At 76.3% G+C, this 26,105-nt stretch carries 22 protein-coding genes and 1 pseudogene; 13 read left to right on the forward strand and 10 right to left on the reverse strand.

Annotation, left to right across the window (positions count from 1 at the left end; genetic code table 11):
• Window positions 1-652 (forward strand): annotated as a pseudogene (locus tag VGH76_RS00020) (hypothetical protein); the annotation flags it as partial.
• Window positions 653-665: 13 nt separating this feature from the next.
• Here the strand turns inward: VGH76_RS00020 and VGH76_RS00025 are convergent.
• Window positions 666-926 carry a hypothetical protein gene (locus VGH76_RS00025; protein ID WP_331554546.1) on the reverse strand — a complete coding sequence of 87 codons (261 nt, stop codon included), beginning with the start codon at window positions 924-926 and terminating at the stop codon, window positions 666-668.
• A gap of 299 nt (window positions 927-1,225) precedes the next feature.
• Window positions 1,226-2,590, reverse strand: a complete 1,365-nt coding sequence (locus VGH76_RS00030) for a sodium:proton exchanger (RefSeq protein WP_414637627.1) — start codon at window positions 2,588-2,590, stop codon at window positions 1,226-1,228.
• Between the two features lie 163 nt (window positions 2,591-2,753).
• Between VGH76_RS00030 and VGH76_RS00035 the strand changes: the two genes are divergently transcribed.
• Both VGH76_RS00035 and VGH76_RS00040 read left to right on the forward strand, forming a co-directional pair.
• Window positions 2,754-3,737: a mechanosensitive ion channel family protein gene (locus VGH76_RS00035; protein ID WP_331554548.1), complete on the forward strand. Its 984-nt coding sequence runs from the start codon at window positions 2,754-2,756 to the stop codon at window positions 3,735-3,737.
• Window positions 3,738-3,768: 31 nt separating this feature from the next.
• Window positions 3,769-4,584 (forward strand): serine hydrolase domain-containing protein, encoded by an 816-nt coding sequence (locus VGH76_RS00040; protein WP_331554549.1) that lies wholly within the window; start codon window positions 3,769-3,771, stop codon window positions 4,582-4,584.
• A gap of 146 nt (window positions 4,585-4,730) precedes the next feature.
• Here the strand turns inward: VGH76_RS00040 and VGH76_RS00045 are convergent, their stop codons facing one another.
• Window positions 4,731-5,462, reverse strand: coding sequence for a YaaA family protein (locus VGH76_RS00045; protein ID WP_331554550.1), 732 nt, complete (start codon window positions 5,460-5,462; stop codon window positions 4,731-4,733).
• Window positions 5,463-5,495: 33 nt separating this feature from the next.
• Between VGH76_RS00045 and VGH76_RS00050 the strand changes: the two genes are divergently transcribed.
• From VGH76_RS00050 to VGH76_RS00075, 6 genes are all read left to right on the forward strand, one after another.
• Window positions 5,496-6,425: an aminoglycoside phosphotransferase family protein gene (locus tag VGH76_RS00050; RefSeq protein WP_331554551.1), complete on the forward strand. Its 930-nt coding sequence runs from the start codon at window positions 5,496-5,498 to the stop codon at window positions 6,423-6,425.
• A gap of 61 nt (window positions 6,426-6,486) precedes the next feature.
• On the forward strand, window positions 6,487-10,698 hold the full coding sequence (locus VGH76_RS00055; RefSeq protein ID WP_331554552.1) for an SbcC/MukB-like Walker B domain-containing protein: 4,212 nt from the start codon (window positions 6,487-6,489) through the stop codon (window positions 10,696-10,698).
• Window positions 10,695-12,170, forward strand: a complete 1,476-nt coding sequence (locus VGH76_RS00060) for a TIGR02677 family protein (RefSeq protein WP_331554553.1) — start codon at window positions 10,695-10,697, stop codon at window positions 12,168-12,170. The genes VGH76_RS00055 and VGH76_RS00060 overlap by 4 nt, the downstream gene beginning before the upstream one ends.
• An 88-nt stretch (window positions 12,171-12,258) precedes the next feature.
• Entirely contained in the window at window positions 12,259-13,419 is a 1,161-nt protein-coding gene (locus VGH76_RS00065; RefSeq protein ID WP_331554554.1) for a TIGR02678 family protein, read from the forward strand.
• 86 nt (window positions 13,420-13,505) lie between these two features.
• Entirely contained in the window at window positions 13,506-13,904 is a 399-nt protein-coding gene (locus VGH76_RS00070; RefSeq protein WP_414637628.1) for a hypothetical protein, read from the forward strand.
• 46 nt (window positions 13,905-13,950) lie between these two features.
• Complete coding sequence (locus VGH76_RS00075; RefSeq protein WP_331554555.1) at window positions 13,951-15,171, forward strand: DUF2399 domain-containing protein; 1,221 nt, start codon at window positions 13,951-13,953, stop codon at window positions 15,169-15,171.
• Here VGH76_RS00075 and VGH76_RS00080 read toward each other — a convergent pair.
• Window positions 15,163-15,912 (reverse strand): EI24 domain-containing protein, encoded by a 750-nt coding sequence (locus VGH76_RS00080; RefSeq protein WP_331554556.1) that lies wholly within the window; start codon window positions 15,910-15,912, stop codon window positions 15,163-15,165. The two genes, VGH76_RS00075 and VGH76_RS00080, sit on opposite strands and share 9 nt — an antisense overlap.
• 85 nt (window positions 15,913-15,997) lie before the next feature.
• Here VGH76_RS00080 and VGH76_RS00085 point away from each other — a divergent pair, with 85 nt between their 5' ends.
• Entirely contained in the window at window positions 15,998-16,882 is an 885-nt protein-coding gene (locus tag VGH76_RS00085; RefSeq protein WP_331554557.1) for a cobalamin-binding protein, read from the forward strand.
• A gap of 16 nt (window positions 16,883-16,898) precedes the next feature.
• Here the strand turns inward: VGH76_RS00085 and soxR are convergent, their stop codons facing one another.
• From soxR to VGH76_RS00100, 3 genes are all read right to left on the reverse strand, one after another.
• Complete coding sequence (soxR, locus tag VGH76_RS00090) at window positions 16,899-17,339, reverse strand: redox-sensitive transcriptional activator SoxR (RefSeq protein WP_331554558.1); 441 nt, start codon at window positions 17,337-17,339, stop codon at window positions 16,899-16,901.
• Between the two features lie 306 nt (window positions 17,340-17,645).
• The gene (locus VGH76_RS00095; protein ID WP_331554559.1) at window positions 17,646-18,065 is read right to left on the reverse strand and encodes a hypothetical protein; all 420 of its coding nucleotides are present in this window, start codon (window positions 18,063-18,065) and stop codon (window positions 17,646-17,648) included.
• Between the two features lie 43 nt (window positions 18,066-18,108).
• Window positions 18,109-19,335 (reverse strand): DUF2786 domain-containing protein, encoded by a 1,227-nt coding sequence (locus VGH76_RS00100; protein WP_331554560.1) that lies wholly within the window; start codon window positions 19,333-19,335, stop codon window positions 18,109-18,111.
• Window positions 19,336-19,657: 322 nt separating this feature from the next.
• On the opposite strand from VGH76_RS00100, the gene VGH76_RS00105 reads away from it, so the two are divergent.
• Complete coding sequence (locus VGH76_RS00105; RefSeq protein ID WP_331554561.1) at window positions 19,658-21,403, forward strand: hypothetical protein; 1,746 nt, start codon at window positions 19,658-19,660, stop codon at window positions 21,401-21,403.
• Window positions 21,404-21,414: 11 nt separating this feature from the next.
• Here VGH76_RS00105 and VGH76_RS00110 read toward each other — a convergent pair whose 3' ends face one another.
• From VGH76_RS00110 to VGH76_RS00120, 3 genes are all read right to left on the reverse strand, one after another.
• Window positions 21,415-22,239 carry a hypothetical protein gene (locus VGH76_RS00110; RefSeq protein ID WP_331554562.1) on the reverse strand — a complete coding sequence of 275 codons (825 nt, stop codon included), beginning with the start codon at window positions 22,237-22,239 and terminating at the stop codon, window positions 21,415-21,417.
• A 95-nt stretch (window positions 22,240-22,334) separates the two neighbouring features.
• Window positions 22,335-23,288, reverse strand: a complete 954-nt coding sequence (locus tag VGH76_RS00115; RefSeq protein ID WP_331554563.1) for an EcsC family protein — start codon at window positions 23,286-23,288, stop codon at window positions 22,335-22,337.
• 10 nt (window positions 23,289-23,298) lie between these two features.
• Entirely contained in the window at window positions 23,299-23,835 is a 537-nt protein-coding gene (locus VGH76_RS00120; protein WP_331554564.1) for a hypothetical protein, read from the reverse strand.
• A 231-nt stretch (window positions 23,836-24,066) separates the two neighbouring features.
• Here VGH76_RS00120 and VGH76_RS00125 point away from each other — a divergent pair, with 231 nt between their 5' ends.
• Both VGH76_RS00125 and VGH76_RS00130 read left to right on the forward strand, forming a co-directional pair.
• The gene (locus tag VGH76_RS00125) at window positions 24,067-25,356 is read left to right on the forward strand and encodes a cytochrome P450 (protein WP_331554565.1); all 1,290 of its coding nucleotides are present in this window, start codon (window positions 24,067-24,069) and stop codon (window positions 25,354-25,356) included.
• Between the two features lie 26 nt (window positions 25,357-25,382).
• Window positions 25,383-26,069, forward strand: a complete 687-nt coding sequence (locus VGH76_RS00130) for a DUF427 domain-containing protein (RefSeq protein ID WP_331554566.1) — start codon at window positions 25,383-25,385, stop codon at window positions 26,067-26,069.
• The last annotated feature ends 36 nt before the right edge of the window (window positions 26,070-26,105 follow it).

The following is a 26,105-nucleotide window of genomic DNA, read 5'->3' on the forward strand; positions in this document are numbered from 1 at the left end:
GTCGATGGGAGCCGGTCAGACCTACCAGTGGGCGGTCGCCCACCCGGAGATGGTGCAGCGCGCGGTCCCGTTCTGCGGGTCGAGCGTCACCGCGCCGCACAACAAGGTCTTCCTCGAGTCGCTCGCGACCGCGCTGGTCGCCGACGCGGCGTACGCCGACGGCGACTACCCGCCCGACCGCCCGCCGGTGAAGGGCCTGCGCGCGTTCGCCCGGATCTACTCCGGGTGGGGCTTCTCGCAGGCCTTCTACTGGACTGAGGCGTGGCGCTCCCTCGGGTTCACCTCGCTCGACGACTTCCTGTTCGGGTTCTGGGAACAGTTCTTCCGCGACGGCCGGGACCCGAACAACCTGCTGACCATGCTGCGGACGTGGCACGCCGGCGACGTCGGGAACACGCCCGGCTTCGACGGCGACACCCGGGCCGCGCTGCGCTCGATCCGGTGCCCGCTGCTCTCCCTGCCCGCCGAGAAGGACCTGTACTTCCCGCCCGAGGACGAGTATTGGGCCTCGCAGTTCATCCCGGACGGGGACGTGCGGGTGATCCCCGGGGTCTGGGGTCACTTCGCCGGGGGCGGGCAGAACCCCGAGGACACCGCGTTCGTCGACGCCGCGATCCGGGAGATGCTCGGGCGCCCGGGCTACACCGGCTGAGCTCGGGCGCTGCTCAGAGCGCGAGGAGCGGGACGACCGCGGCCGCGACACCCGCGAGCCCGACGACCACGCCGGTCACGGCGACGCCCCGCCCCGCCCGGTGCCGCCCGGCCCCGAGGCCCGCGCACGCCGTCGCGAGCAGCGCCGTCACCAGCGGCACGACGGGGGCGAGGGGAGACGCCCCGAACCGGCCGAGCACCGCCGGGTCGGCCGCGACCACGACCGACGCGAGCAGGGCGAGCACCCCGAGCACGAGGCCGACCAGGCCCGGCACCCGACCCGTCCCGGGGCCGTCCGCGACACCGGCCCGGCCCCGGCGGGCGGGGCCGGCCGCCTCCCCGCGCCACCTGCACGGCGACGTGCGGGGGCGCGGAACGGGGCGTCGGGCTGGGACGGGGCATGCGGGAGCTCCGGGTGCTCGGCGGACGCGGGGATACGGCTGCCCGGAGGATCGCCCGACGACACGGCGGCGTTACCCGGCCGTGACGCGCACAGGCGGTGCCAGGCGCGGGCCAGTGACGTCGCTATCGGCGTCACCACACGCACCGTGCACGTACAGCACGGCCAGCTTCGTCACCGCTGCTCCCGGGTGAGCTCCACGTACGGCCGCCAGAAGCCGTTGCGCAGCATGGTGCGCAGGTCCCGCCGCTGCCGCACGAAGAGCACGATCGCGAGCACGAGGTAGATCGCCGAGACGACGAGGAGCTCCAGGTCCTGGGCGGGGCCGCTCAGCACCGCGGCCAGCACGAACTGGAGCGCGAACAGCCCGAGCAGCGCGAGCGCGCCGGGCACCGTGATCGACAGCGACACGAGCAGCGCCACCGCGAACAGCGACTGGGCGGCGGTGAGCAGGAGCTCCTCGCGCTGCTCGGCGTCGATCGGCAGGCCGTGCAGCGACCCGGAGGCGAGCGCGAACACCAGCGGCAGGGTGCCGACGAGCAGGGACCACTGGTTCACCTTCGAGGAGACCAGCGTGGCGAGCGCGTCGGTGGTCTTGAGCCGCCAGGCGTAGAGCCCGGCGACGAGCAGCTCCGGTGCTTCGGAGGCGAGCGGTGCGACCCACTGGACCAGGAAGAACTGGCTGATGCCGAGCTCGGTGCCGGTCTCGACCAACGAGTTCGCGAAGTGCTCCGCGCAGAGCAGGATGACCGCGGCCGCCACGACGAACAGCCCGATGTACCAGACGCGGCGGGGGGTGGCGGCCTGCCGGCCGACCCAGGCGGAGGGTCCGATCAGCTCCGGGTCCTCGGCCGGGGCGCGCGCCACGCGGATGCTGTAGCCGACGAAGATCCCGACGAGGACGACGAGGTCGACCAGCGTGATGCTGACACGGAATGGCAGGGTCAGCGAGTACAGCGTCGCGAGCAACAGGAACGCCAGCGGGACCGCGTCGGTGGGCAGGAGCGTGACCCGCGTGGAGTGCCCCCGACGCCGGGTGGTGCCGCCGTCGCCGTGCGCGTCGCGACCCCGGGCCGCGTCCCGCCGGAGCCGGATCGCGGCGAGGAGCACCACCAGGGCCCAGCCGATGCCCACGAGGATCCGGTTGGCCCCGGTCATGTTGGCCAGCGCCAGCCCGCACGGCGACTGCTCGGTCGAGCCCGGCGGCAGGCAGGTGGGGCCGTACTGGGCGTAGGCGTTGCCGCCCTCGATGGTGAAGACGAAGTCCACCGCGTACTCCGGCAGCACCGCGACCAGCGCCAGCAACGCGATCGCGAGACCGGCCGAGATGTCGACCTGCGCGGCCTCCGCGGCCCAGGACAGCAGGAACGCCGCCCCGACGATCGCGAGCCCGTAGAGCAGCGCGTCGACCGGCGGCGAGACCGACAGGCCCGCGACGCTCATCACGACGCCCGGTAGCGCTATGCCGACGGCTCCCGCCAGGTAGAGCGGTGACCGGTTCGGGCCACGCGGCGGGGAGGCCCCCGCGGAGTCGGGCATATCGGAGTCCCTACCCGGCGCGGGGCCGGCGCACCCGTGCACCACGCCGGACCCACCCCCCTGTCACGTCACCCGTCGGTGTCAGGCACCGTGACGGCGCTCGATCGCCCTGGATCCGACCGCGACGACCGGCCCGGTCGTCCTGCGAGGTGACCCGCGCACCGTGCTCTCCGCACTGCCCTTGCCCGCCCTGCTCCCCCTCGTCGCCCCTCCCCTCGGGGGCACCGCGCCCGACTGCGCCGCCGATGCCGGCTCCTGGTGCGCCCGGGTCTGGTCCTGGACCGGCCTGGCCTGGCTGGCCCGCGGCGCCGACGGCACGGTGTCGGTGCTCGCCTCGGTGATCGGGATCGTCCTGGTCGCGGTCGCGCTGCGCACCGTGGTCAACCGGGTGATCGGGCACGTGGCGGCCGGCGTCGGCGTCCCCGGCGTGGTCGGCCTGCTCCGGCGCAGGCACGGGGTGAGCGACGCCGCCCGCATCGAAGCCTTCGGGTCCGCCCGGCGCGCCCAGCGCGCGAGGACGGTCGGCTCGGTGCTGCGCTCGGCCACCACGATCGTGATCTTCGGGACCGCCTTCATGATGGTGCTGTCCCGGCTCGGCGTGAACCTCGCCCCCGTGCTCGCGTCCGCCGGGGTCCTCGGCCTCGCGGTCGGGTTCGGCGCCCAGAACCTGGTCCGGGACTTCATCTCCGGCATCTTCATGCTGCTCGAGGACCAGTACGGGGTCGGCGACCACGTCGACCTCGGCGACGCGGTCGGCACCATCGAGCGCGTCGGCCTGCGCACCACGTCGGTCCGCGACGTCTCCGGCGTCGTCTGGTACGTGCGCAACGGCACCATCGAGCGCGTCGGCAACGCCTCGCAGGACCACGCCGTCGCCGTCGTCGACGTCCCCATCCAGCTCGACGCCGACGTCGAGGAGGCCGGCCGGGTCGCCGCGCGCGCGGCGCACGAGGCGGTCGAGGACGGGCTGGCCCACGACGTCCTCGACCCGCCCCGGGTGCTCGGGGTGCAGGACGTCAGCGAGTCGGGGATGACGCTGCGGGTGACGACGCGGACGCGCCCCAACCGGCAGTGGGCGGTCAAGCGGGCGGTCACCGAGCGGGTGGTCACGGACCTGCGCGCGACGACGGCGGACACCGCGGCCTGAGCGGTCGGTCGCGCGGTTAGGGTCGGCGCCCGTGGAGAGCCTGCGCCGCGTGGAGGACTGGCCGGTCGAGCACGCGGCGGCCGCGGTGTTGACCGCCCCGGGCACCGCCACCCACGGCGACACCGGCCGCCGCTTCCCGCTCGCGTCGGTGACGAAGCTGCTGGTCGCGGTGGCCGCGCTGCTCGCCGTCGAGGAGGAGGCCATCACCCTCGACGAGGCGGCCGGGCCGGAGGGCTCCACCGTCCGGCACCTGCTCGCGCACACCTCCGGGCTCGCGTTCTCCGAGCAGCGCGTGGTGGCGGCGCCGGGCACCCGGCGGCTGTACTCCTCGGCGGGGTTCGAGGTGCTCGCCGACCACCTCGCGGAGCGGACCGGGATCGCGTTCGGCGACTACCTGCACGAGGCGGTGTGCGAGCCGCTGGGGATGGGCTCGACGACGCTGGACGGCTCGCCGGGGCACGGCGCGACGTCGACGCTGGCCGACCTCGCGGTGTTCGCCGGCGAGCTGCGCGCCCCGACCCTGCTCGCCCCGGAGACGATGGCCGAGGCGAGGTCGGTGCAGTTCCCGGGGCTCGACGGGGTGCTGCCGGGGCTCGGGCACCAGCGGCCCAACGACTGGGGGCTGGGCCTCGAGCTGCGCGACCACAAGTCGCCGCACTGGACCGGCGCGTCGAGCTCGCCGGAGACCTTCGGGCACTTCGGGCAGTCGGGGACGTTCATCTGGGTCGACCCGGCCGTGGACGCCGCGTGCGTGGTGCTCACCGACCGGGACTTCGGCGACTGGGCCAAGGAGGTGTGGCCGGCGTTCACGGATGCGGTCCTCGCCGAGCTGGCCGGCCCGGGCTGACAGCAACGGCACGTTCCTGGCGTCTGACGTCAGGACGGCGCCGCTCACTCATCGGCCGAGGTCGGCGGCCTCCTTGACAGCAACGGCACGTTCCTGGCATGTGACGCCAGAACGCCGCCGCTCACTCATCGGCCGGGTGCGCGTCGTCAGCGCGGCACCACGAGCAGCAGCGACGTCTCGCCCGCCCGCTCCACCCGCAGCCCCGCGTCCGCCAGCACCGCCTGCACCCCGCCGGTGTCCTTCGGCCGGCGGCGGGTCGCCGCGAGGAGCCGCGCCGCGTGCCCCTTGGACGACTTGTTCGCGTGGCTCACCGTGGCCCGCGACCCGTCGGGCGCCTCCGACACCACGTCCAGCGTCGTCGCGCCCGGGGCGGGGGCCAGGGCCGCGTAGCCACCCGAGCGCAGGTCGACCACGTGCTCGTCGAGACCCGCGAGGACCGGACCGAGCACCGGGCGCCACACCGTGCGCAGCCTGCCCCGGCCAGGTAGCGCCGAGTCGGCCGAGAGCCGGTAGGCCGGGATCGGGTCGGTGCCCATGACCAGCCCGAACAGCGCCGAGCACACCGCGATCCGGCGCCGGGCCGTCGTCGTCAGGGACCCGGCGTCGAGGGCGTCGTAGAGCACTCCGGTGTAGCGGCGCAGGGCGGGGGCGGTCCGCGAGGACCTCAGCGACGCGTTCCGCTCGATCTCGTCGTCCTGACGCTCGCTGACCCCGAGCGCCGCGCGGGAGGCGGGGACGTCGTCGGCCAGCGCCACGACCTCGTCGACCAGCTCGCGGCGCACCGGGTTCAACGCCGGGAACGACAGCGCGTCCAGGTCCAGCGGCGCGCCGCGACCACCCGAGGCCTTGGTCTCGGACGGCGGCAGGACGACGAGCACGGTGCATGATCTCCCCGCGGAAGGGGTGGGGCGGTGTCGGGGGACCCGGAGCAGCGGTACGCCGAGGAGCTCGCCTGGGCCGCCGAGCACGTCCGCCTCACCGGTCCGCCGGTCGCCCGCGAACGGCCCTGGTCGACGGTGCTGCGCCTGCCCACCGCCGACGGCCCGGTCTGGCTCAAGGCCACCACGCCGGCCGCCCGCGCCGAGGTCGGTCTCTCCCGGATCCTCGCCGTCCGGGCGCCCGGGGCGGTGCTCGTCCCGATCGCGCGCGACGACGACCGCGGTTGGCTGCTGCTGCCCGACGGCGGTCCCACGCTGCGCGACGGCGAGCGAATCGCGGCCGCGGTCGCGGCGGCCCTGCGGGTGTACGCGGCGCTGCAGCGGGCGGTGGCGCCGGCGCGCGCGGAGGTGCTCGCGGCGGGCGTGCCCGACGCCTCCCCGGGCGCGCTGCCGGCGCGCTTCGAGGACGCGCTCGCCGCGACGGGTCTCGACGACGACGTGGCCCGCCGCCGCGCCCTCGTCGTCCACTGGGCCGCGGCGCTCGCGGACTCGCCGGGCGCCGACCTCGTCACCGTCGACCACCAGGACCTCCACCCCGGCAACATCGTGGCCCCGTCCGACGACCACGGGCCCCGCTTCTACGACCGGGGCGACGCGGTGCTCGCGCACCCGTTCGCCTGCCTGCTCGTCGCGCTCGGCGGGCTCGCGCGCGCCCTCGGCGTCGGAACCGACGACGCGGCGGTCCGGGCCGCCCGCGACGCCTACCTCGACGGGTTCTCCGACCTCGCCGGGCACGACGACCTCGTGCGCACCGCCGAGCTCGCGTGCCGGGCGGCCGTGGTCGCCCGGGCGCTGACCTGGCACCGCGCGGTGGGCGCCGCCGGGCCGGGCCACCGCTTCGCGGGGGCGCCCCGCGCGACCCTCGCGACGATCGGCTCGAGGTCGCCGTTCCACGCGGCGTGACCGGGTTCCCCCGGCCGGGCGTGAGCCGGGACCGTCAGGGGTGGTCCGTACCCTCCGACGAGTGGCGCAGACCGAGCGGAGCAGACGCTGGAGGCCGTCCCGCGCCGGGATCCTGAACGTGTACCAGTACCAGGACGAGGTGCTGGACTTCGCCGACGGCCGCCTGCTGCTGCGGGGAGTCAACGGGTCGGGCAAGTCGACCGCCATGAACATGCTGCTGCCGTTCCTGCTCGAGGCGGACGTCCGCAAGATCGACGCCGCGGGCGAGCAGCGGGGCGTGCTGCGCAGCTGGATGCTCTCCGACAACGACGACACGCAGCGCACCGGCTACCTGTGGATCGAGTTCCTCCGGGACACCGCCGACGGGGGTGTCGAGCACCGCACCGTCGGCTGCGGCATCCGCGCCAACCGCAGCACCGACCGGGTCACCACGTGGTGGTTCTCCACCGACCGCCGCGCGAAGATCGACTTCCGGCTCACCGAGGCCGACGTCCCGTTCTCCGCCGAGGTGCTGCGCGGCGAGCTCGGCGCGCGCGGGGCGGTGTTCACCTCCACCGCGGAGTACCGGGCCGAGATCGGCCGCCGGTTCTTCGGCGGCACCGACCCCCAGGCCTACTTCCGCCTGCTGCACCAGGTCCGCAACCCCCGGGTGGGCGACCGCATCGACACCGACCTGCCCCGCACCCTGCGCGAGGCGCTGCCCCCGGTCCCGGAGGACGCGGTGTCCGACGCCGCGCAGCCCCTCGAGGACCTCGAGGACCACCGCCGCAACGTCACCGACCTCGCGACGACGGCCCAGGCGCTCGACGGCGTCGTCGAGGTCTACGCCGACTATGCCCGCCGGGTGCTCACGACCGCGGTCGAGGGCGCGGCCTCGGCGGTGGACGCGGCGCGGACCGCGGCCACACGGCTGGAGCGTGATCGGGCGGTCGCCGGGCGGGCGGTCACGGCCCGCGAGGACGCCACGCGCGCCGTCGGCGACCTCACCGACGAGCACGCCCGTGCCACGGCCGAGCGGCAGGGGCTGGTGAGCCTCCCGGAGTACTCCGCCCACGCCGACCTGGTCCGCCGCCGCGACGAGCTCTCCCGCGCCGACGCGACCGCGGCCACGCTCGAGGCCGTCCGGGAACGGGCGCGGGCTCGGACGACGACGGCCGCCGACGCGGTCGGCGCAGCGCGGGGGCAGCTGGAGTCCGACCTCGTCGGCATCGCCGAGCACCTGGCCGCGGTGGCGACGTGTGCGCGCACCGCCGCGGCCGGGCCGGCGCTCTCCCGGCTGCCCGACCCGCCCGCGTTGGTCACCGAGCCCCGGCACGACGAGGCCGGCGGCAGCACCGTCGACGTCCCCGAGGACTCCTCGGACCCCACGGAGGACCTGGCCACGGCCCTCGTCGGGGTGGGCGACGGGCTGCGGGCGCACCGGGCGACGGTGCGTGGGCTGCGCGAGCGCGCCGGCGCCGCGGACCGGGAGTCCGCCACGGCCGACCGGGCCGACGCCGAGGCAGCCGAGGCCCGCGACCGGGCCGACGAGGCCGCCGAGCAGGCCGATGTCGCGCGGCGGGCGGCGCGGGCCGCGGCCGACGAGCACGCCGACGCCGTCGTCGCCTGGCGGGAGCGGCTCGCCGCCCACCTCGCCGCGGTGCCCGCCGCCGAACCGGGTGGCCCGTCGGGGTGGCTGGCCGCGCCGGCCCCCGACGACGCCGAGGACCACGGACCCGGCGACGACCTGCGGGCCCGCGCCGACGCGCTCGTGGGAGCGGCCCGTCGGCGCTCCGACGACGCCGCGGGCGCGCTCGCCGCCGCGCGCAGCCGGGCCACGACGGCCGTCGAGCGGGCCGCGGACGAGGTCGAGGAGCTGCGGGCCGAGTACGCCCGGGTCGAGGCGGCGGGGGAGCTGCCGCTGCCGCGGGAGCCCTGGCGGAGCGACGCCGACACCGACGACGCCGTGCTGTTCGCGTCGGTCGTCGACTTCGCCGAGGACCTCGACGACGCCGCCCGGGCCGGGCTCGAGGCCGCGCTCGAGGCGTCGGGCCTGCTCGCGGCCCGGGTGTGCGCCGACGGCGCGCTGCGCGGCGAGGGCGGGGAGCTGCTGGTGAGCGCGGCGTCGGGACGCGGACCTGCGACCGGCGGGCTCGCACGGTGGCTGACGCCGGTGGCCGGAACGGTGCCGGTCGAGGTCGTCGCCGGGGTGCTGGCGGCGGTCGGCGACGAGCCGGGCAGTGTCTCCGGCGGCCTCTGGGTCGGCCACGACGGATCGTTCGGCGCCGGACCGCTGCGGGGCCGCCACACCAAGCCGGCCGCCGAGCACGTCGGCACCGGCGCGCGGGCGCAGGCCCGGCAGCGGCGGCTGGCCGAGCTCGCCGACCAGGCGGGGCTGGCGCAGGAGCGGCTGGCCGTGGCGCGGGCGGTGTCGGCGGCGCTCGACGAGCACGCCGAGGCGCTGCGCGTGCTGATGCGTGAGCTGCCCCCGACCCGCGCGGTCGACGACGCCGTGTCCACGGCGACCGGCGCGACCCGCTACGCCGAGCAGGCCCAGGGGCGATCGGCCGAGCGTGCCGCCGCGGCCGCCGAGGCCCGGCGTCGGGCGGACGAGGCCGTGGCGCTGCTGCAGCAGGAGGCCTCCGACGCGGGTCTCCCGACCGACCCGTCGCGGCTCGAGGAGCTGCTCGAGGCGGTCGGGGACGCCGAGCGGGCGCTGGCGTCGGTGGAGTCCGCGACGGAGCGGGGGCGGCGCAGCGGGCGGGCGTGGCGCGAGGCGATCGCGGGCTGGGAGCGGGAGGTCGCCGAGCTCGGGCCCGCCGTCGCCGACCACCGCGCCGCGGCCGGGCACGCCGCCGCCGTGCGCACCGAGCTGGAGACCGTCGAGGCGTCATTGGGCGAGGAGCCGGCGAAGGTCGCGGCCCGGGTCGGCGAGCTCGACGAGCACCTGCGCGAGGTGGCGGGCCGGCTGGAGACCGCACGCGAGGAGCAGACCACCGCGACGGTCGCGGTCCGCGAGGCCGAGCTACGGGTCGAGTCGGCCCGGGAGACGCTCACCGAGCGGGAGACGGCGGCGACGGCGGGCCGGGCGAGGCTGGTCGAGGCAGTCGAGGTCCCCGGGCTCCTGGCGGCGGCCGAACGGAGCAGCACCGAGAGCGCCCAGGACGGAGCGAACGGCACTCTCGCACGCGCAGACGCAGCGAACGGTCCGCTCGCTCCGGACGAGGGCGGGCCCGACGACGACGGCGGTGCCCCGGAGCCCGTCCCGACCACCCCGGCCACCGTCGACGGCGCCCGCGAGCTCGTCGAGGCCCTCCGCGCCCGGATCCCGGCCCCGCGGGCGCAGGTCAGCGAGGACGCCCTGGAGAAGGCGCTGCGCTCGACCCGCGACCACCTCGCCTCCGGCTGGGACATCGAGTCCCGCCGCGGCGCCGACGGCGCGCCGCTGGCCGTCCACGTCACCGGGCCGAGCCGAGCCGTGCTCGCGCAGATGGTGCACCGGGTGGCGGTGCAGCGGCGTCGCGCGACCAGCCTGCTCTCCGCCCACCAGGACCAGGCGCTGCGCAACCTGCTGCACGGCCGGATCGCCCGCGAGGTGGCCGACGCGCTGTTCGCCGCCCGCGAGCTGGTGCAGCGCATCAACGGCATCCTCCGTGGCGTCACCTCGAGCCAGGGCATCGGCGTCCGGCTGGACTGGCGCCCCCGCTCCGACCTCGACCCGGAGACCGCGACGGCGCTCGAGCTGCTCGGCAAGCACCCCGACCTGCGCACGCCCGACGAGGACGACCGCGTCCGCGAGGCGGTCAAGGGCCTCGTCGAACAGGCGCGCAACCAGGACCCGGAGGCGTCGTACCGCACCGTCATCGGTGAGGTCCTCGACTACCGGACCTGGCACGAGATGCGGATCTACCTCCGCCGGCCGCGGCGCAGCGACGAGCTGCTGACGCGGCGCACCACGCTCTCCGAGGGCGAGAAGAAGCTGGTGACGGTGCTGCCGATGGCCTCCGCCGCCGCCGCGAGCGCGGCCGCGCACGATCCGCACGGCGTCGGCGCGCCCCGCCTGGTCCTGCTCGACGACGCCTTCGCCAAGGTCTCCGAGGACAACCACGCGAAGCTCTTCGGGCTGCTCGTCGATCTCGACGTGGACTTCGTCGTCACCTCCGAGCGGCTCTGGGGCACCCACGCCAACGTGCCGGCGCTCGCGATCACCGAGGTGCTGCGCGACCCGGAGCTGCGCGCGATCGCGCTGGTGCACTACCGCTGGAACGGCCATGACCTCACGGTCGCCGCATGAGCGCCCCGGGGATCCGGACGTCGGTCTTCGCCTACGTCACCGAGTCGCCCGACTACCGCGCGATCCTCGCCGTCTTCGCCGGCACGTTCTTCGCCGAGCTCACGCCCGCGGAGGTCACCGCCCGCCTGGCCGAGTCCGGGACGGCGCTCGAGGAGGTCACCGTCACGCAGCGGCTCGAGCAGCTGCGCGAGTGGGGCAACCTCGAGGTGTCGGCGTCGGTGGGGCAGGTCGGCACCGTCGAGGACTACTACCGGCGCCGCAACCGGTACCTCATCACCCGCGTCGGGCAGGAGGTCCACGACGTCGTCGAGGGGGTGCTCGCGCAGGTCGACGACGTGCGCGACGTCTCGCTCGGCCGCCTCGAGCAGCTCCGCGCCGGCCTCGAGACCCTCACCGTCCTCGACGCCGCGACCGCCCCGCCCGATCGGCTCGCCGAGGCGGTCCGGGCGGTGTTCGACGCGCACGTGGCGTTCTCCGCGGAGATCACGCAGTTCTTCGCGGCGATCAACCAGTGGCAGTCGCGGTTCGACCTCGACGAGGACGAGTTCGCGTTCTTCTCCGAGGTCCTCGTCGGCTACGTGGGCGAGCGGCTGGAGACCCTGCGGCGCGCGGCCCGCCCGATCGCCGGGCTGCTCGCCGAGGTCGCGCCCGTCGTCGGGACGATCGTCGAGCGGGCCGCGGACGGCCTCGCCGCGCGGGTCGCCGCCGCGGGTCTGTCGAGCGTGCGGGTGCGCCGCGAACCGGGCGCCGCCGAGGCGGACTGGGAGAACCTGGCGTCGTGGTTCGTGTCCGCCCCGGGGCGGCCCAGCCGGGTCCAGACCCTCGAGCGCGACGCGGTCGACGCCGTCCGGACCCTCACCCAGAACCTCACGCGGCTCTCGCGGACCGGCACCGCGGGGTCGTCGCGGCGGGTCGACTTCCTGCGGCTGGCGCTGTTCTTCGCGCGCTCCGACGCGGCGCGGGCCCACGAGCTGGCGTCGGCGGCGTTCGGGATGTTCGGCGCCCGGCACCTCGGCGGCGCGGGTGGCGACGACACCGACCCGGTCTCGTCGGCGACGTCGTGGTGGGACGCGCCGGTGGCGACGGTGCCGGTCTCGCTGCGCGAGCGCGGTGACACCACGAGCCGGGGGCGGACCTCCCGCGTACAGGACCGGACCCAGGAGCGTCGTCACCTGCTCGCCAAGCGCGCGGAGGCCGAGAAGCGCGCAGCCGCGGCCCGCGCCGAACTGCTCGAGGCGGGGGCCGGCGGGTTCTCGGCGCGGCTATCCGAGCCGGCGCTGCGCGAGCTGCAGCGGGTCCTGACGCGGGCCGTGGCCGACCTGGGTGCCGGGACGGCGTCGTCGGGGAGCATCACGCTCGACGGGGTGCGCTGCGAGGTCCGGCGCGAGCCCGGCTCGACCACGAGCGTGCCGACCCACGCGGGTGCGCTGCGGATCGAGGGGCTCGTCATGACGGTGGAGCCGGCGCCGTGAGCGGCCCGTCCGGCTGGAGCGAGCGGCACTTTCGCTGCTTCTACGTGAGCGAGAGTGCCGCTCGCTCGGTTGGCAAGGGGCGTGTCCGGTGACCGCCCCCCGTTCCGACCCGCAGCGCGACGGCGAGCTCGTCGCCGCCACCCGCGCCCTGCTCGCCCGGCCGTGGCGCACCGCCGAGTCCGACCCGGAGCTGGTGGCGCTCGTCCGCCGGCACGCGGACGTCCTCGACGCCTGGTTCACCCAGGAGCTCAACTACCGGCTCGTCGTCACCGCCGACACCGCGCGGCTGGTGAAGACCGGGCACGTGCCGCCGGACCGGCCGCTGCGCACCGTGTCGGCCACCCCGCGCGCCTTCACCTCCGCCGAGTACACCGCGCTCGCCCTGGTGCTCGCCGCGACCACGTCCGGCCCCGACCGCACCAGCCTGCGCGACCTCGTCAACGCGGTGCACTCCGCGGCGGCCGAGGCCGGCGTCGCCCTGGACACCGACGCCGCCTCGCGTCGGGCGCTGGTGACGGCGCTGCGGTGGCTGATCGCGCAGGGGATGCTGCGCGAGCTCGACCGGGGGGTCGCGTCCTACGAGCACGACGCCGACGCGGATGCCCTGCTCGAGGTCCGCCAGGATCGGATGGCGCTACTGCCGACGGGCGCCGTGGTAGCGGCGGAGAGCCCCGACGAGCTGGTCGCGCGGGCGCGGGAGCGGGGGTCCGCCGCCACCGCGGCCCGCCGCCGGCTGATCGAGGACCCGGTGCTGCTGGCCGGGGACGTCGACGCCGCGCGGTTCGCCGAGCTCCGCCGCCGGGCGGTCGACGAGGCCCGCCGGATCGAGGCCCGCACCGGGCTCGTGCTGGAGGCGCGCGCGGAGGGGTTCGCCGCGCTCGACGTCGATGGCGGCTGCTCCGACGTCGCGTTCCCGGCGGGAGGCACCGTCGCCCACGCGGCGTTGTTGCTGGTCAGCGAGCTCGTGTTCCAGTTCCGCCCCGCCGAGGACCCCGACCCGATCCCCTGGCCCTCGGTCCGCGAGGTCCTCGACGAGCTGGTGGCCGAGCACGGGCGCTACTGGTCGAAGGGCGCGCTGGCCGACCGCGACCGGTTCACCGCCGACGTCCTCGCGCTGCTGGTCTCGGTGCACCTCGTGGCGGTCGCCGATGACGGCGCGGTCCGGGTGCTCCCCCCGGCCGCGCGGTACGTGCCCGAGGTGACGGTGGCCGACGGCGAGGCCGAGGACGAGCAGCCGACGCTGCTCTGAGTGCCAGCAACGGCACGATCCTGGCGTCGGACGCCAGAACGGCGCCGTTCACCCGCCCCGGCCGGGGTCGTTCTACCGTGCGCGCCGTGGACGTGATGGCGCGCATCGACGAGCTGGTCGAGCTCGGCCGGACCGGGGACGCCGAGGAGGCGAGGAGCCGGCTCGTGGAGCTGTGGGGGGACGCCGAGATCCAGTCGGATCCGCTCGCCCGCTGCACGCTCGCCCACCACGCCGCCGACCTGCAGCCGGAGATCGTCGACGAGCTCGCCTGGGACCTGCGCGCCCTCGAGGCCGCCGACGAGATCACCGCGGAGCGGATCGGGGCCCACCACGCCTCGCTCGACGTCGCCGCCTTCTACCCGTCCCTGCACCTCAACCTCGGCGAGGACTACCGGCGCCTCCGGGACGCCGCCGGAGCCCTCACCACCTCGAACGTGCTCGCGCCTGTCTCGACGCCCTTCCCGACGACGGCTACGGGCGCATGATCCGGGCGGGCGTCGACGCCCTCGGTCGGCGGTGCGGGGACCGCTGATGCCGACGCCCCCGGTGCTGCTCGAGCCCGAGTTCCTCCCGCTCTGGGCGCACGTGCGCGACGCGCTCGAGAAGCGCGGGCTGCACGACCGCGGATGGGTACCGCTGCCCACCGGCACCCCGCCGTCGGTCCGCGCCCGCCTCAAGGAGATCGCGCCGGGCCGGTCCACCGCCCGGCTCCACCTCGCCGCCCTCGACCGCGGGCTCGCCCGTCACGGGACCGACCTCCTCGGCCTGCTCACCGACGCCGGCTGCCCGCCCACCGGCCGCCGCGAGGCCCGGGACGCCGAGCGGGACCGTCGCCGGTCCCGCGACGAGGCCCTCGACGACGCCGCACGCGACGGCCTCGGCGACGCGCCGTGGGTGTCCGCGTGGGCCGGCGAGGTGCGCTCCCGGGTTCCCGACGACGACTCTGCGCGGCGGCTGGTCCGGGTGGTGGCCCGGGTCCTGGCGCTCGCCGACACGCCGGGCGAGCGGAGTCGGGCGGAGGTCGCGGCGCAGGCGGTGCGCGGCGCCCACGACCTCGACCGCGGCGGGCAGTACCGGCGGCCCGTGGGGCTCGCGCTCGCCCTCCGGATGGCCGACGGCGAGCCCGGCGTCGTCGAGCACTGGGACGACCCGGCCGTCTGGGCGGCGGCCGGCCTGCCGGGCGACCTCGTCGCCACCCCGGTGCTCACCTGGGCGCTCCCGCTGCTCGGCGACGGGCTCGCCGCGGCGGTGCGGGCGACGACCGCCGCCGGGGCGCCGATGCCGCTGACAGTGCTGTCGCTGCGGGAGATGCCCCTGGAGGTGCCACCGGGCACCGTCGTGCACGGCGTGGAGAACCCGCGGCTGCTCGAGGCGGCCGTCCAGCAGGGCGTCGCCGCACCGATGTTCTGCACGGCCGGGAACCCGACCTCGGCGCCGTCGCTGCTGATCCGCCGGCTGCTCGGGGCCGGGGCCGAGGTCCGCCACCACGGCGACTTCGACCCCGACGGCATCGCCATCACCGCCCGGCTGCACGCGCAGGGCGTGGTGCCGTGGCGGATGACGGCGGCCGACTACACCGACGCCCTCGCCGCGGCGGCGCAGGCGGGGGTGGAGCTGCGGGAGTTCGCCGGCCCGGTCCCGCCGACACCGTGGGACCCCGAGCTGGCGACCGCGATGCAACGCGCCGGACGGGCCGCCGACGAGGAGCGGGTGATGGACGCCCTGCTCGCCGAGCTCGCGGATTCAGGCTGAGGTCGGCTCGCCGCACAGCTCCCGCGCGAGCAGCGTCGACGCCGCCGCCCCGACCGGCACCGCCACGATGCCGACGAGCGGCACCAGGCACAGCAGGTAGGTCGGGACACCCACCCCCCAGCCGAGCAGCCGCCGCGAGCGCACCAGCCGGCGGCGCGCGGCGAACCCGAACCCGCGCCGGTCCAGGGCGGGCGCGGTCAGCTCGAGCACCAGCAGCCGACCACCCACGAGCGCCGCGACCACCGGCACCACCGTCTGCCCGAGCACCGGCACGAACCCCGCGACGAACAACGGCACCGCCGTGAGCAACGAGAACAGCACCAGCAGCAGCCCGTCCCGCGCGCCCCGCAGCACCGACGACGCCGTGCTCCGTCGCGGGCCCTCGGGCACCACGCCGATCCCGTCGTCGACGATCTCGGAGAGCCGCTCGTAGAACGGTCCACCGATCGCCAACGTCACCGCGACGAAGCCCAGGACCGCCACCAGGGCGACGGCCCCGACGAGCGCGACCCCGACGACGACGTCGGTGGCCTCCCGCGCCCCGGGCGACCAGGTGTCGTCGAAGGGCGTCAGCACCTCCACCAGGTCGGGCAGGAACCGCAGGAGAGCCGTGAACACCGCCGCGTAGAGCAGGACCGCCACGAGCGCGGGCAGCGCGCCGAGGCGCAGCAGCCGGGCCGAGCCGAGCACCGTCGTCGCCCCGCGGGCGTAGAGCCGCAGCCCGAGCACCAGGTCCGACACGTCCTGATTGTGCCTACGGCAGTGTGCGTGCGTTTCCGCGCTGTGGCACGGAAACGCACGCACACGAGCCGTAGGCTCGAACGCCATGCGGATCGCGTCGCTCCTGCCCGCCGCGACCGAGATCGTGGGGGCGCTGGGCCGTGCCGAGGACCTCGTCGCCGTGACCTTCGAGTGCGACCACCCGCCCGGGGTCCGCGACCGGGTCCCGGTCGTCGTCCGCACCGTGCTGACCGAGGGCATGACCCCCGTCGAGATCGACGCCTGCGTCCGGGAGCGCGCCGCGGCGGGGCTGCCGATGTACGACCTGGACCGGGAGGCGCTGCGCGCGGCCGCGCCCGACGTCGTCGTCACCCAGGACCTCTGCCAGGTGTGCGCCCTCCCCGGCCACACCGTCGCGCAGGCCCTCACCGAGATCGGGCTCGACGACGTCGCCGTGCACTCCTTCGACCCGCACACCCTCGAGGAGGTGCTCGACGGGATCGCTGCGCTCGCCGCCGGCCTCGGCGCGGACGCCGGGCCGCTGCTCACCGACCTGCGCTCCCGGCTCGACGCGGTGGGGACGGCACTGGCTGCACGGCCGCGGCCCCGCGTCCTCGTCCTCGAGTGGACCGACCCGCCGTTCCTGCCCGGCCACTGGGTGCCCGAGCTCGTCCGGCTCGCCGGCGGTGACCCGGTCTCGGGCGTCGACGGCGGGCGCAGCGTCGCCGCGTCCTGGGACGACCTCGCCGCGGCGGAGCGGCCCGACGCGGTCGTCGTCACGCCGTGCGGCTACGGGCTCGACGCCGCGTGCGAGCAGGCGGCGGGCGTCGCCGAGCGGTTGCCTGGCGTCCCGCTGGTGGCGATCGACTCGGCGTCGTACGTCGTGCGGGCGGCCCCGCGGCTCGTGGACGGGATCGAGGCGCTCGCCCACGCGCTGCACCCCGACGCGGTCCCGGCACCCCCGCCGGGGCGGGTCGCCCGCATCGCCTGACCGCCGGAGGACGCCGTCACGCCAGGCGCCGCGGTCCTGGGCCCTCCTCGCCGAGCCGGTCGCCCGGGTTGAACATCGTGCAGCGGTCCAGCGAGAGGCAGCCGCAGCCGATGCAGCCGGAGAAGTCGTCCCGCAGCTGCTGCAGCCGGTGGATCCGGTCGTCCAGCTCGGCGCGCCACGCGCGGGAGAGGGCCTCCCAGTCGGCCCGGGTCGGGGTCCGGGAGTCGGGGAGCTCGTCGAGGGCCTCGCGGACCTGGGCGAGCGGGACCCCCACCCGCTGGGCGATGCGGATGAAGGCGATGCGGCGCAGCACCTCGCGGCGGAACCGCCGCTGGTTGCCGGAGGTCCGGCGGCTCGCGATGAGCCCCTCGCGCTCGTAGAAGTGCAGGGCCGACACGGCGACCCCGCTGCGTCGGGAGACCTCCCCGACGGTCAGCTCGGCAGTGGCCGCGGTCATGCCCCCGACGGTGGACCTCGACCATGGTCCAGGTCAACCCGGATCCAGGAGGACCGGGCCGGGGTGCGACCCGGCCCTCCCGATCCTGCGTGCGTCCGGTGCTCCCCCCGGGGCCCCGGGACGCACGCGCCGCCGTCTCCGGCGGTCGCCCCCCGTGGGCGGTCGGGGACGCTCGCCCGCCCCCTGCCCACACCTGGTCAACGCAGCGACACCGGTCGGGAGAACGGGCCGCCGCACATCACCACCCGGCCGGACGACACGACGGGCCGGGCGGTCGCCCTCGGTGTGCGGTGTCGAGGTCGCGGCTCAGTCGGTCGTCGCAGCGAGGAGGCGGACCGTCGCCAGCGTGGCGTCCTCCGTGGTCACCCCGGCCGCGTCCGCCCACGTCGAGACCGGGTGCGGCGACCCGTCGAGCGCGGCGAGCAGACCGTCCGGGAGGTCGGCCGCGGCCGGCGCCGCCACGCCCGCCACCACCTCGTCGCACGCGGTCAGGATCTCGGCCCGACGGCGGGCGAGGTGCTCGGCGAGCAGGTGGCGCAGCTCGGTGAGCGCGTCCTCGCGCCCGGCAGCGAGATCGACGCCGGCGCGGCGCAGCAGCCGCCGCAGCGTCTCGGCGGGCAGACCACGCCCGACGTCGGGCGGCGGGGGTCCGCCGGCCGGGACGCCGCGGCGCTCGTCACGACGACGCTGCTTGGCCGCGCGGCGCTCGCGGTTCGAGGTGCCCACCCCACGATCGTGACAGCCGCCGGGCCTCGGGCGACGGGCAGGGTCACTCGAGCGCCTCCCGCCCGACGCGCAGGCTGGCCGCGTCCGCCGCCTCCCGCCCGGCCTGCCAGCCCGCGGCGTTGCCCACCGAGAACCGCTTGCTCGTGAGCCGGGGGAAGAGCTCCGCCGTGGTGCGCTCCACCGCCTCCCCCCGGGCGGCGAGCACCGGCAGCAGCGCGCCTCCGGACTCCCGCACCGCCTGCTCCTGCGCCGCCGCGTCGGCCTCCCGGAGCCGCTCGCCGATGCGGGTGGCGTAGGAGAGCAGGAAGGCGTGGCGGAACGAGCGGGTCCGCGAGCCCCCCGTCCGCGACCCGGGGGAGCCCACCGCGGCCATCGCCCGCCCGGCCTGCACGAGCAGGGAGGTCACGAGCAGCTCGACGGTGTCGAGGTCGGTCGGCCAGCCCACCAGCGTCACCAGGTCCAGCGCCGCCAGGCTCACCGCCCGGCAGCGGTTCGCCGCGGCGACCTGGTGCACCAAACTCGACTTCGCGGAGGTGTAGGGCGCGTCGAGCCACAGCCGCCGCACCGACGCCGACGCCGACCGGCCGGACGGGCCGGGCCGGGGCTCCACCAGCGCCCGCTCCAGGGCGTGCCGGGCCATGAGCTCCTGGGCCTTCGCCGAGAGCGCCTCCGCCTCCTCGGGGAACGACGTCGACTCGGCCTTCGCGAGCAGGCCCCGGACCCGGGCGAGCACCCGCGGATCGGCCCCGGGGTTCCCCGCGCCGCCCCTGTCCGCCGGCCCGACCGCGGGCAGCGGCGGCAGCCGACGGATCTCGCCGACGAGCCGCACGACCCACCCCAGGGACTCCGCCCCCGGGAGCCCCCGCCCCGTCCGCCACTGCGCCACCAGCGGCCGCCCGACGTCCCACCACACCGTCGCGTCGACCCCCGCGATCGACCAGGTGGCGGGCCGGCGCCGCGCATCGGCCCCGAGGACGTCGGCCGCGAGCTCCACGACCCCGGCGCCCAGCCGCCGGCGCAGCACCTCCACGACGTCGCGCGGGGTCCATCCCCGTGACCACAGCGCCTCGACCGCCTCGAGCAGCGCCCGGTCGCCCGCGGCGTCCAGCACCGCGTCGCCCCACCGCCCCACCAGCAGCGCCCGCACCCGCCCGACGTCGCTCGCCCCGCCGGAGCAGCCGACGGCGAGCTCGGCCAGCAGAGCCGCGGCCTGCGCGAGCGCGTCCGCGGGGGGCGGGTCCGGGTGCTGGGTCATCGCGCCTCCGATCATCGTCGTCGCTCCCTGGGAGGTGATCCGGGCCCCGTCGGTTCCCACCGGACCGGCCCCGCGGGTGAACATGGGCCGAATCGCAGGCAGTACTGGGCCGTTGAGACCCCCGGGAGGTGCACCACGGTGACGGCCACGGCGGAACGGGCGGGCGACGACTCGCCCGAACCCGCGACGTCGACGACGTCCGCGACCTCCGGGACCGCGCGGGCCTCCGGCGCCGGCACCGGCGGGCCCGCGGGCGTCGCGACGACGACCACCGAGGCTCCCCGCGCGCCCACGGCGCACCGCGCCGTCCTCGCCCGTCTCGACGAAGGGCCGGGCGGTGTCGTCCGTCGTCAGCGGTCTCGACGACGGGGCCCGCGCCGGCCTCGTCGGGGGCCTGCGCCGGGCGGGCCGCCGGGTCCTCGTCGTCGCGACGAGCCCCGCGGCCGCCGCCACGTGGCGGACCCACCTCGACGAGCCGGAGGCGACCACCCACCGCGTGGCGCCCGGGCTCTCGGGCACGGCGGAGGAGATCGCCGAGCAGCTCGCCGCCACCGCGGAGACCGACGGGTGGCTCACGGTGCTCCTCGGTCCACCCGGGACCGACGGCGACGCCGGTGGGGTCACCCCGCCGTTGGAGGCCCGCGAGCTCACCGACCTGCGGCGGCTGCTGGTCGCCGAGCACGGCCCCGAGCCCCGGCTCGACCCCGCGCGGCGCCAGCAGGTGCTGCCCCCGCCCGCCGAGCTGCCGCCCGAGCCCCACGTCGAGCAGCTCGCGGACGAATTGCTCGACGTCGTCGGCCCGGCGTCCTCACCGGCCCGCGAGGCCGTGCGTCCCCTCGTCGCCGCCCTCGGCTGCCTCCCACCGGACGCGGCCGAGGCGCTGGAGCCGGTGCTGCGCCGCATCGACGACGCGATGGTCGCCCTCGGGCGCACCGGCGAGGAGGCGACCTGGGCGCGGGGGGTCGTCGAGGCCGTGCTGGCGGGCCGGGCCGGGCCGGCCTGGGCGCGGGTCACCCGGGCGGTGCGCGACGTCGAGCGGGTCGGCGCGCACGACCTCGGGTCCGGCACCGCCCAGGTCCGCGTGACCGGGGAGCTCGACCCGGGTGCGGCGGCCGAGGCGTTCGAGCGGTTCGCGGAGTTCCTCGACGGCGGGGGCGCGCTGCGGCGGATGTTCAAGTCCGAGGAGCAGCGCGAGGCCGAGGCGCTGCTGCCCGCGCTGGCGATCAACCGGGTGGATCCGACGACGGCCGAGGGCGCCGCCGCCGTCGCGCACCACCTGCGGCTGCGCCAGATCGAGGCCGCGATGGCCGTCGCATTGGCCGGGCTGGGACGTACCCTGCGCCCCGCCGAGCAGCGGGCCCTGCTGGTGCACCGGCTGCTGTCGCTGCGCGAGACCTGCCTGCGGGTCGGGGCCGTGCTGGACGCGGTGGGCCGGCTGCGGGCGCTGCTCGCCGGGCTGCCCGCCGCCGTGCGCCCGCCGACCGACGGGCTCGTCGCGGTGGGGCGGATCGTCGCCACCGGACGTCGGCTCGCCGCCCGGCCCAGCGCCGACCTCGCCCGCCGCGAGCTCGGCGACGTCGTCGCCCGGCTGCACGCGGTGGCCCCGCCCGCCGACCAGGCCCCGGAGCTGCGCGCCGCGCTGGCGGGCCTGCTCCGCCTCGACGTCGAGCGTTACGCCTGGGCCGTCGAGACCGTCGACGGCGCCCGCGCCGAGCAGCGCGACCTGCGGCGCAGCGACGCCCTGGCCGCCCGGCTGGCCGCCTGGCCCGCGCTGCTCGAGGCGCTGGACGCCGACACCTCCGACGAGACCTGGGAGCCCCGCGAGCGGCGGTGGGCGGCGGCCTGGGCCCACCGCACCGCGGTCGGGTGGCTCGCCGCCCGCGCGCCGGGTCCGGTCACGACGACGGCGGTGCTGGCCGGGCGGGAGCACGCCGCCACCACCGAGGTCGACCTGGTCGTCCTCGGCCCGGTGCGTGTCGGGGCGGCCCCGCCCGCCGGGCTGGGCGCGCTCCCGGACCGCGTCGTCGACCTGCCCGGCGCCCCCGACGACGGGCGGCTGCTGCTGGTCCTGCCCGTGGGCTGAGAGAGCCGCGCTCAGGACGCGACGGCCGGGGCCCGTCCGGGGAGGCCGTACTTCTCCTGCAGGAACCGCTCGGTGTAGAGGTGCTCGGCGGTCTCGAGGACCCGTGCGATCTGCCGCGTGGAGAGCACGACACCGAGGCCGACGCCGAGCACCGGCAGGCCGCGGGCGAGCTCGCAGTACCCGGGGTGGGCGAAGCGGACCTCGCCTGCCGCCGCCCGGGGCGGGTCGGGCGAGAGGCCGGCGGCGAGGACGGCCAGCGCGAACTCGCGCTCCGAGGGCTCGGCCGGGTCGAAGCCGTAGTGCATGGCGACCCGGGCGACGGCGCGCGTGCAGGTCGCGGCGGTCAGGACGGTGTCGAGCGCGGCGGCGGTCAGCGCGGCCACCACCCCGGTAGCGGCGCTGGACGCCCCGGCCGCCGCTCCCGCCGCGGCACCGGCCAGCCCGCCGCGCAGGCCGGCCGCCCCGACGTGGACCCGGGTGAGGGAGATCCGGACCGCCCGCAGGTCGTCGACCTCCAGGCGGCGCAGGTCCGCGGGGGCCTCGACGGGGTGTCCGGCCTCGGCGAGCGCGGCGACGACGTGCTCCGTCCGCCCCGCGAGGAGCCACCCCAGCCGCATCCCGGCCTCGCGCAGCGGCCCGGAGACCGCCCCGACGACGACCTCGTCCACCAGGCCCGCGCCCGGCAGCAGCCGCAGGCCGGAGACCACGAGGGAGCCGAGACGGCCCCACCAGCCGGGGCCGGCGCGACCGGCGGTGCGCCAGCACTGCACCGCGTCCCAGGCGCGCGCATCCCCGGCCGACATCACGATCGGGTCGAGCGCCACCGCCGCGGACATGGGGCGGACGCTACGGAGCGCGAGCGGCCGCACCGTGGAGGTGACATGGACGCCCGGTGAACCAGCGATATCACCGGAATCGCGTGATCACCCGTTCAGCCCTGCGGCTCGGCGAGGAGCTCCTCCGGGGGCTCCTCGCCGATCGGGATCTCGTACTTCTCGTGCAGGAACCGCTCGCGGTAGAGGTGCTCGGCGGCGTCGACGACGCGCCCGAGCAGCCGGCCCGAGAGCCCCGCCCCGATCCCGACCCCGACCACCGGGACCAGCTGGGCGAGCTCCCGCTGCCCGATCTGGGAGAGCAGTCGCTGGTGCACCGCCCGGGCGAGGCGGCGCATCTGGCGCTGCTGGCGCTTCTTCTTCTCCTTGTCCTTCTCCCGCGAGGCGATCAGCGACACGACCTCGTCGTAGGCCTCCGGCGCGTCGGCGTCCTTGGAGAGCCCGACAGCGAGGATCGCCAGCGCGACGACCTGCTCGGAGCGCTTGGTGACGTCGTAGCCGTAGTAGGCGCCGACGTGCGCGACCGCCCGCGTGCACGCGGCGACGGTGAGCACGGCGTCACCGGTCAGCGAGCCGACGATCACGGCGATCCCGGGCAGCCCGCCGAGCCCCAGCAGCCCGGAACCACCGGCGGCCGCCGACGCACCCGTCGTCATGAGCAGGCTCGTCGTGCCGCCCTGCAGCGCCGCGGCCACCGGGTAGGCGAGGTCGAGCCGGGGCATCGCCTCCTGCACGTGGGCGACGTCGAGGGCGCGGATGTCCTTGAAGTCGGCGACGTCGTGCCCCCGTGCCCGGTACCGCGCGAACACCGCCTCCCGGCGCAGCGTCGCCGCGCCCGCGCCCGCCCCGGCGGCCGCGAGCTGGTGCAGCACGTCGTGGACGACGTCGTCGAGCTGGGCCACCCCGGGCACGCGGCGCAGCCCGCCCTGGATCAGGGAGCGCACCTCGGTCACCGTGTCGCGCACAGGAGCGAGCGGCCCACCGTCGTCCTCGGTGATCCGCTCCTTCCATTCGGTCACCTCGCGCCACTGGTCGGCGTCCGTGCTGCTCACGGTCCCGCTGTCAGGCACGTCCGTCGTCGCCGTCACGCCCGGACCGTACCCATTCGTCTGCGTCGGTAGCGGTCGTCGTCGACCACGTCCCGTCCGCGCTCCGGGTGACGACGAGGTCCGCGGCGGCCCGCGAGCCGGCCGTCGCGGCGAGCTCCTGCTCCTGGCGGGCGAAGGAGTCGCGGTGGGGGGCGTAGACCGCCCAGTCGTCGCGGTCGCGCAGCCGGCGCTCCCGCTCGGCGGGGTCGGCGTCCACCCAGACCGCGAGATCCAGGGCGTCGCGCAGCGGCCGCGCCACGGCCCCGCAGCCCTCGAGCACGACGAGCGACCCGACCGGACGACGACGGGGGCAGGACACGCGGTCGTGGCGCCAGTCCCAAGGCTCGACGACGGGGACCTCGCCCCGGCCCAGGGGCTCGACGAGCTGCTCGACGGCGCGCCGCGGACCGGCCGCGAGCCCCTCCCAGCCGAGGTAGAAGGTCTCGAGCGACAGGACGGTGATCGTCGGGTCGGCGCGGCGCAGGTGCAGCGCCAGGCTGGTCTTGCCCAAGCCGGAGAAGCCGTCGTTCCCGAGCAGCCGGACGGCTCCCGCCCGGGGCGCGGCCGCCCGGGCGCGGGCGAGGAGGTGGTCCGCGGTGATCGTCTCGATGGGCCGAGGGTAGGCGCGGTTGTCCGACGGGAGGGGTGCATCGCTCCCCCGTTGGGGAGAGGAGTGGTTTGTGGGGCCTGTGAGGTGGTGCACAGGTCTGGCACGTCCGGCCGCCGACGCGAGGAGACGCCGATGTCCGTGCCGACCGACACCTCCACCTCCGACCGCGAGTACTCCGCCATCGACATCTCGGGCCGGGAGTTCTGGGAGGCGACGGCCGAGGAGCGCGAGGAGACCTTCGCGCGGCTGCGACGCGAGGAGCCGGTCTCCTGGCAGCGCCCGATCGAGAACGCCGTCGCCCCCGACCCGGAGGACCCGGGGTACTGGGCCGTCGTCACCCACACCGACATCACCACCGTGAGCCAGGGCAACGACGTCTTCGTCTCCGGGCAGGGCGTCCTGTTCGACCAGCTGCCGCCCGAGTTCCTCGAGATGACCCAGTCGTTCATGGCGATGGACAACCCGCGCCACAACGACCTGCGCAAGATCGTCCAGAAGGCGTTCACGCCGAAGCAGATCCAGCGCATCTCCGAGCAGGTGGAGCAGGCCGCGCAGGAGGTGGTCGACTCCTTCGCCTCGGAGCCCTCCGGCGAGATCGAGTTCGTCGAACGGTGCGCGAGCCGGCTGCCGCTGAAGATGTTCTCGGCGATGTTCGGGGTCCCCGAGCACCTCCAGGAGGAGACGGCGACCGCCGCCCAGGAGATCGTGTCGTGGGCCGACCCCGAGCACCTCGCCGGGCGCGACCCGTCGCAGGTCCAGCTCGAGGCGGCGAAGAAGCTGCACGAGATCGCCGCCGAGATCGTCGCCGAGCGCAAGGAGAACCCCGGCGACGACCTGTTCACCGGTCTGATCGAGGCCGAGGTCGACGGGCAGCACCTGACCGACGACGAGATCGGTGCCTTCTTCGTGCTGCTCTCGGTGGCGGGCAACGACACCACGAAGCACACCTCGACGCTGACGATCAAGCACTTCACCGAGCACCCCGACCAGCGCGAGTGGCTCGCGGCCGACCTCGACGAGCGGATCGGCACCGCGGTCGAGGAGTTCATCCGCTACGCCAGCCCGGTGATGACGTTCCGGCGCACCGCGGTGGCGGACACCGAGCTGGGCGGGCGCACGATCGCCGAGGGCGACAAGGTCGTGATGTTCTACTCCTCGGGCAACCGCGACGAGGAGGTCTTCGGGGACCCTGGGGAGTTCGACCTGGCGCGCAGCCCCAACCCCCACGTCGGGTTCGGGGGCGGCGGCACCCACTTCTGCCTGGGCAACCAGCTCGCGAAGACGATGCTCCGGGCGCTCTTCCGCCAGATCCTCACCCGCGTGCCCGACATCCACGTCACCGCGGAGCCCGAGCTGCTCGGTACCAACTTCATCCGCGGGGTCAAGCGGCAGCAGGTGGCGTTCACGCCAGAGGTGCGCTGACGCGCTCGTGGGCACTATTCCGCCCTATGACACGGAATAGTGCTCACCTGCCCGAAGGGCACCAGAAGCGGATCCGCGCGGTCGTCGGCGGCCGGGTGGTCGTCGACACCCACGCGCCGGTCCTGGTGTGGGAGTGGCCCTTCTACCCGACCTACCACCTGCCGGTCGCCGACGTGGACCTCGACGCCCTGCCGGCGGAGTCGTTCCGACGGGTGCGCCTCGAGGTCGAGGGGGTGCCGGTCGACCTCGTCCGCGTCGAGTGGTCCGCGATGGACCAGTGGTTCGAGGAGGACGAGCCGGTCGAGGTGCACGCCCGGGACCCGTACGTCCGCATCGACGCGCTCGCGAGCTCGCGGCACGTCGAGGTCGCCGTCGACGGCGTCGTGCTCGCCGACTCCACCCGCCCGACGGTCCTCTTCGAGACCCGCCTCCCGCCGCGGTTCTACCTCCCGCTGCCCGACCTGCGGCTCGACCTGCTGCGACCGTCCGACACCGTGACCCATTGCCCCTACAAGGGCACGGCCACCTACTTCTCGGTCGAGCTGCCCGACGGCACCCGGCACCCCGACCTGTTCTGGATCTACCGTGCCCCGCTGCCCGAGAGCCAGAAGGTCGCCGGGCTGGCGGCGGTGTGGACCGAGAAGGTCGACCTGCGTCTCGACGGCGTCGACCAGGAGCGGCCGCGCACGCACTTCGAGGTCCCCGGCGCCTGAACGCACGGGTTTCCCTGTTCGGCCACGGCGGCCGGG

This window comes from Actinomycetospora sp., assembly GCF_036497585.1.
GTDB lineage: Bacteria > Actinomycetota > Actinomycetes > Mycobacteriales > Pseudonocardiaceae > Actinomycetospora.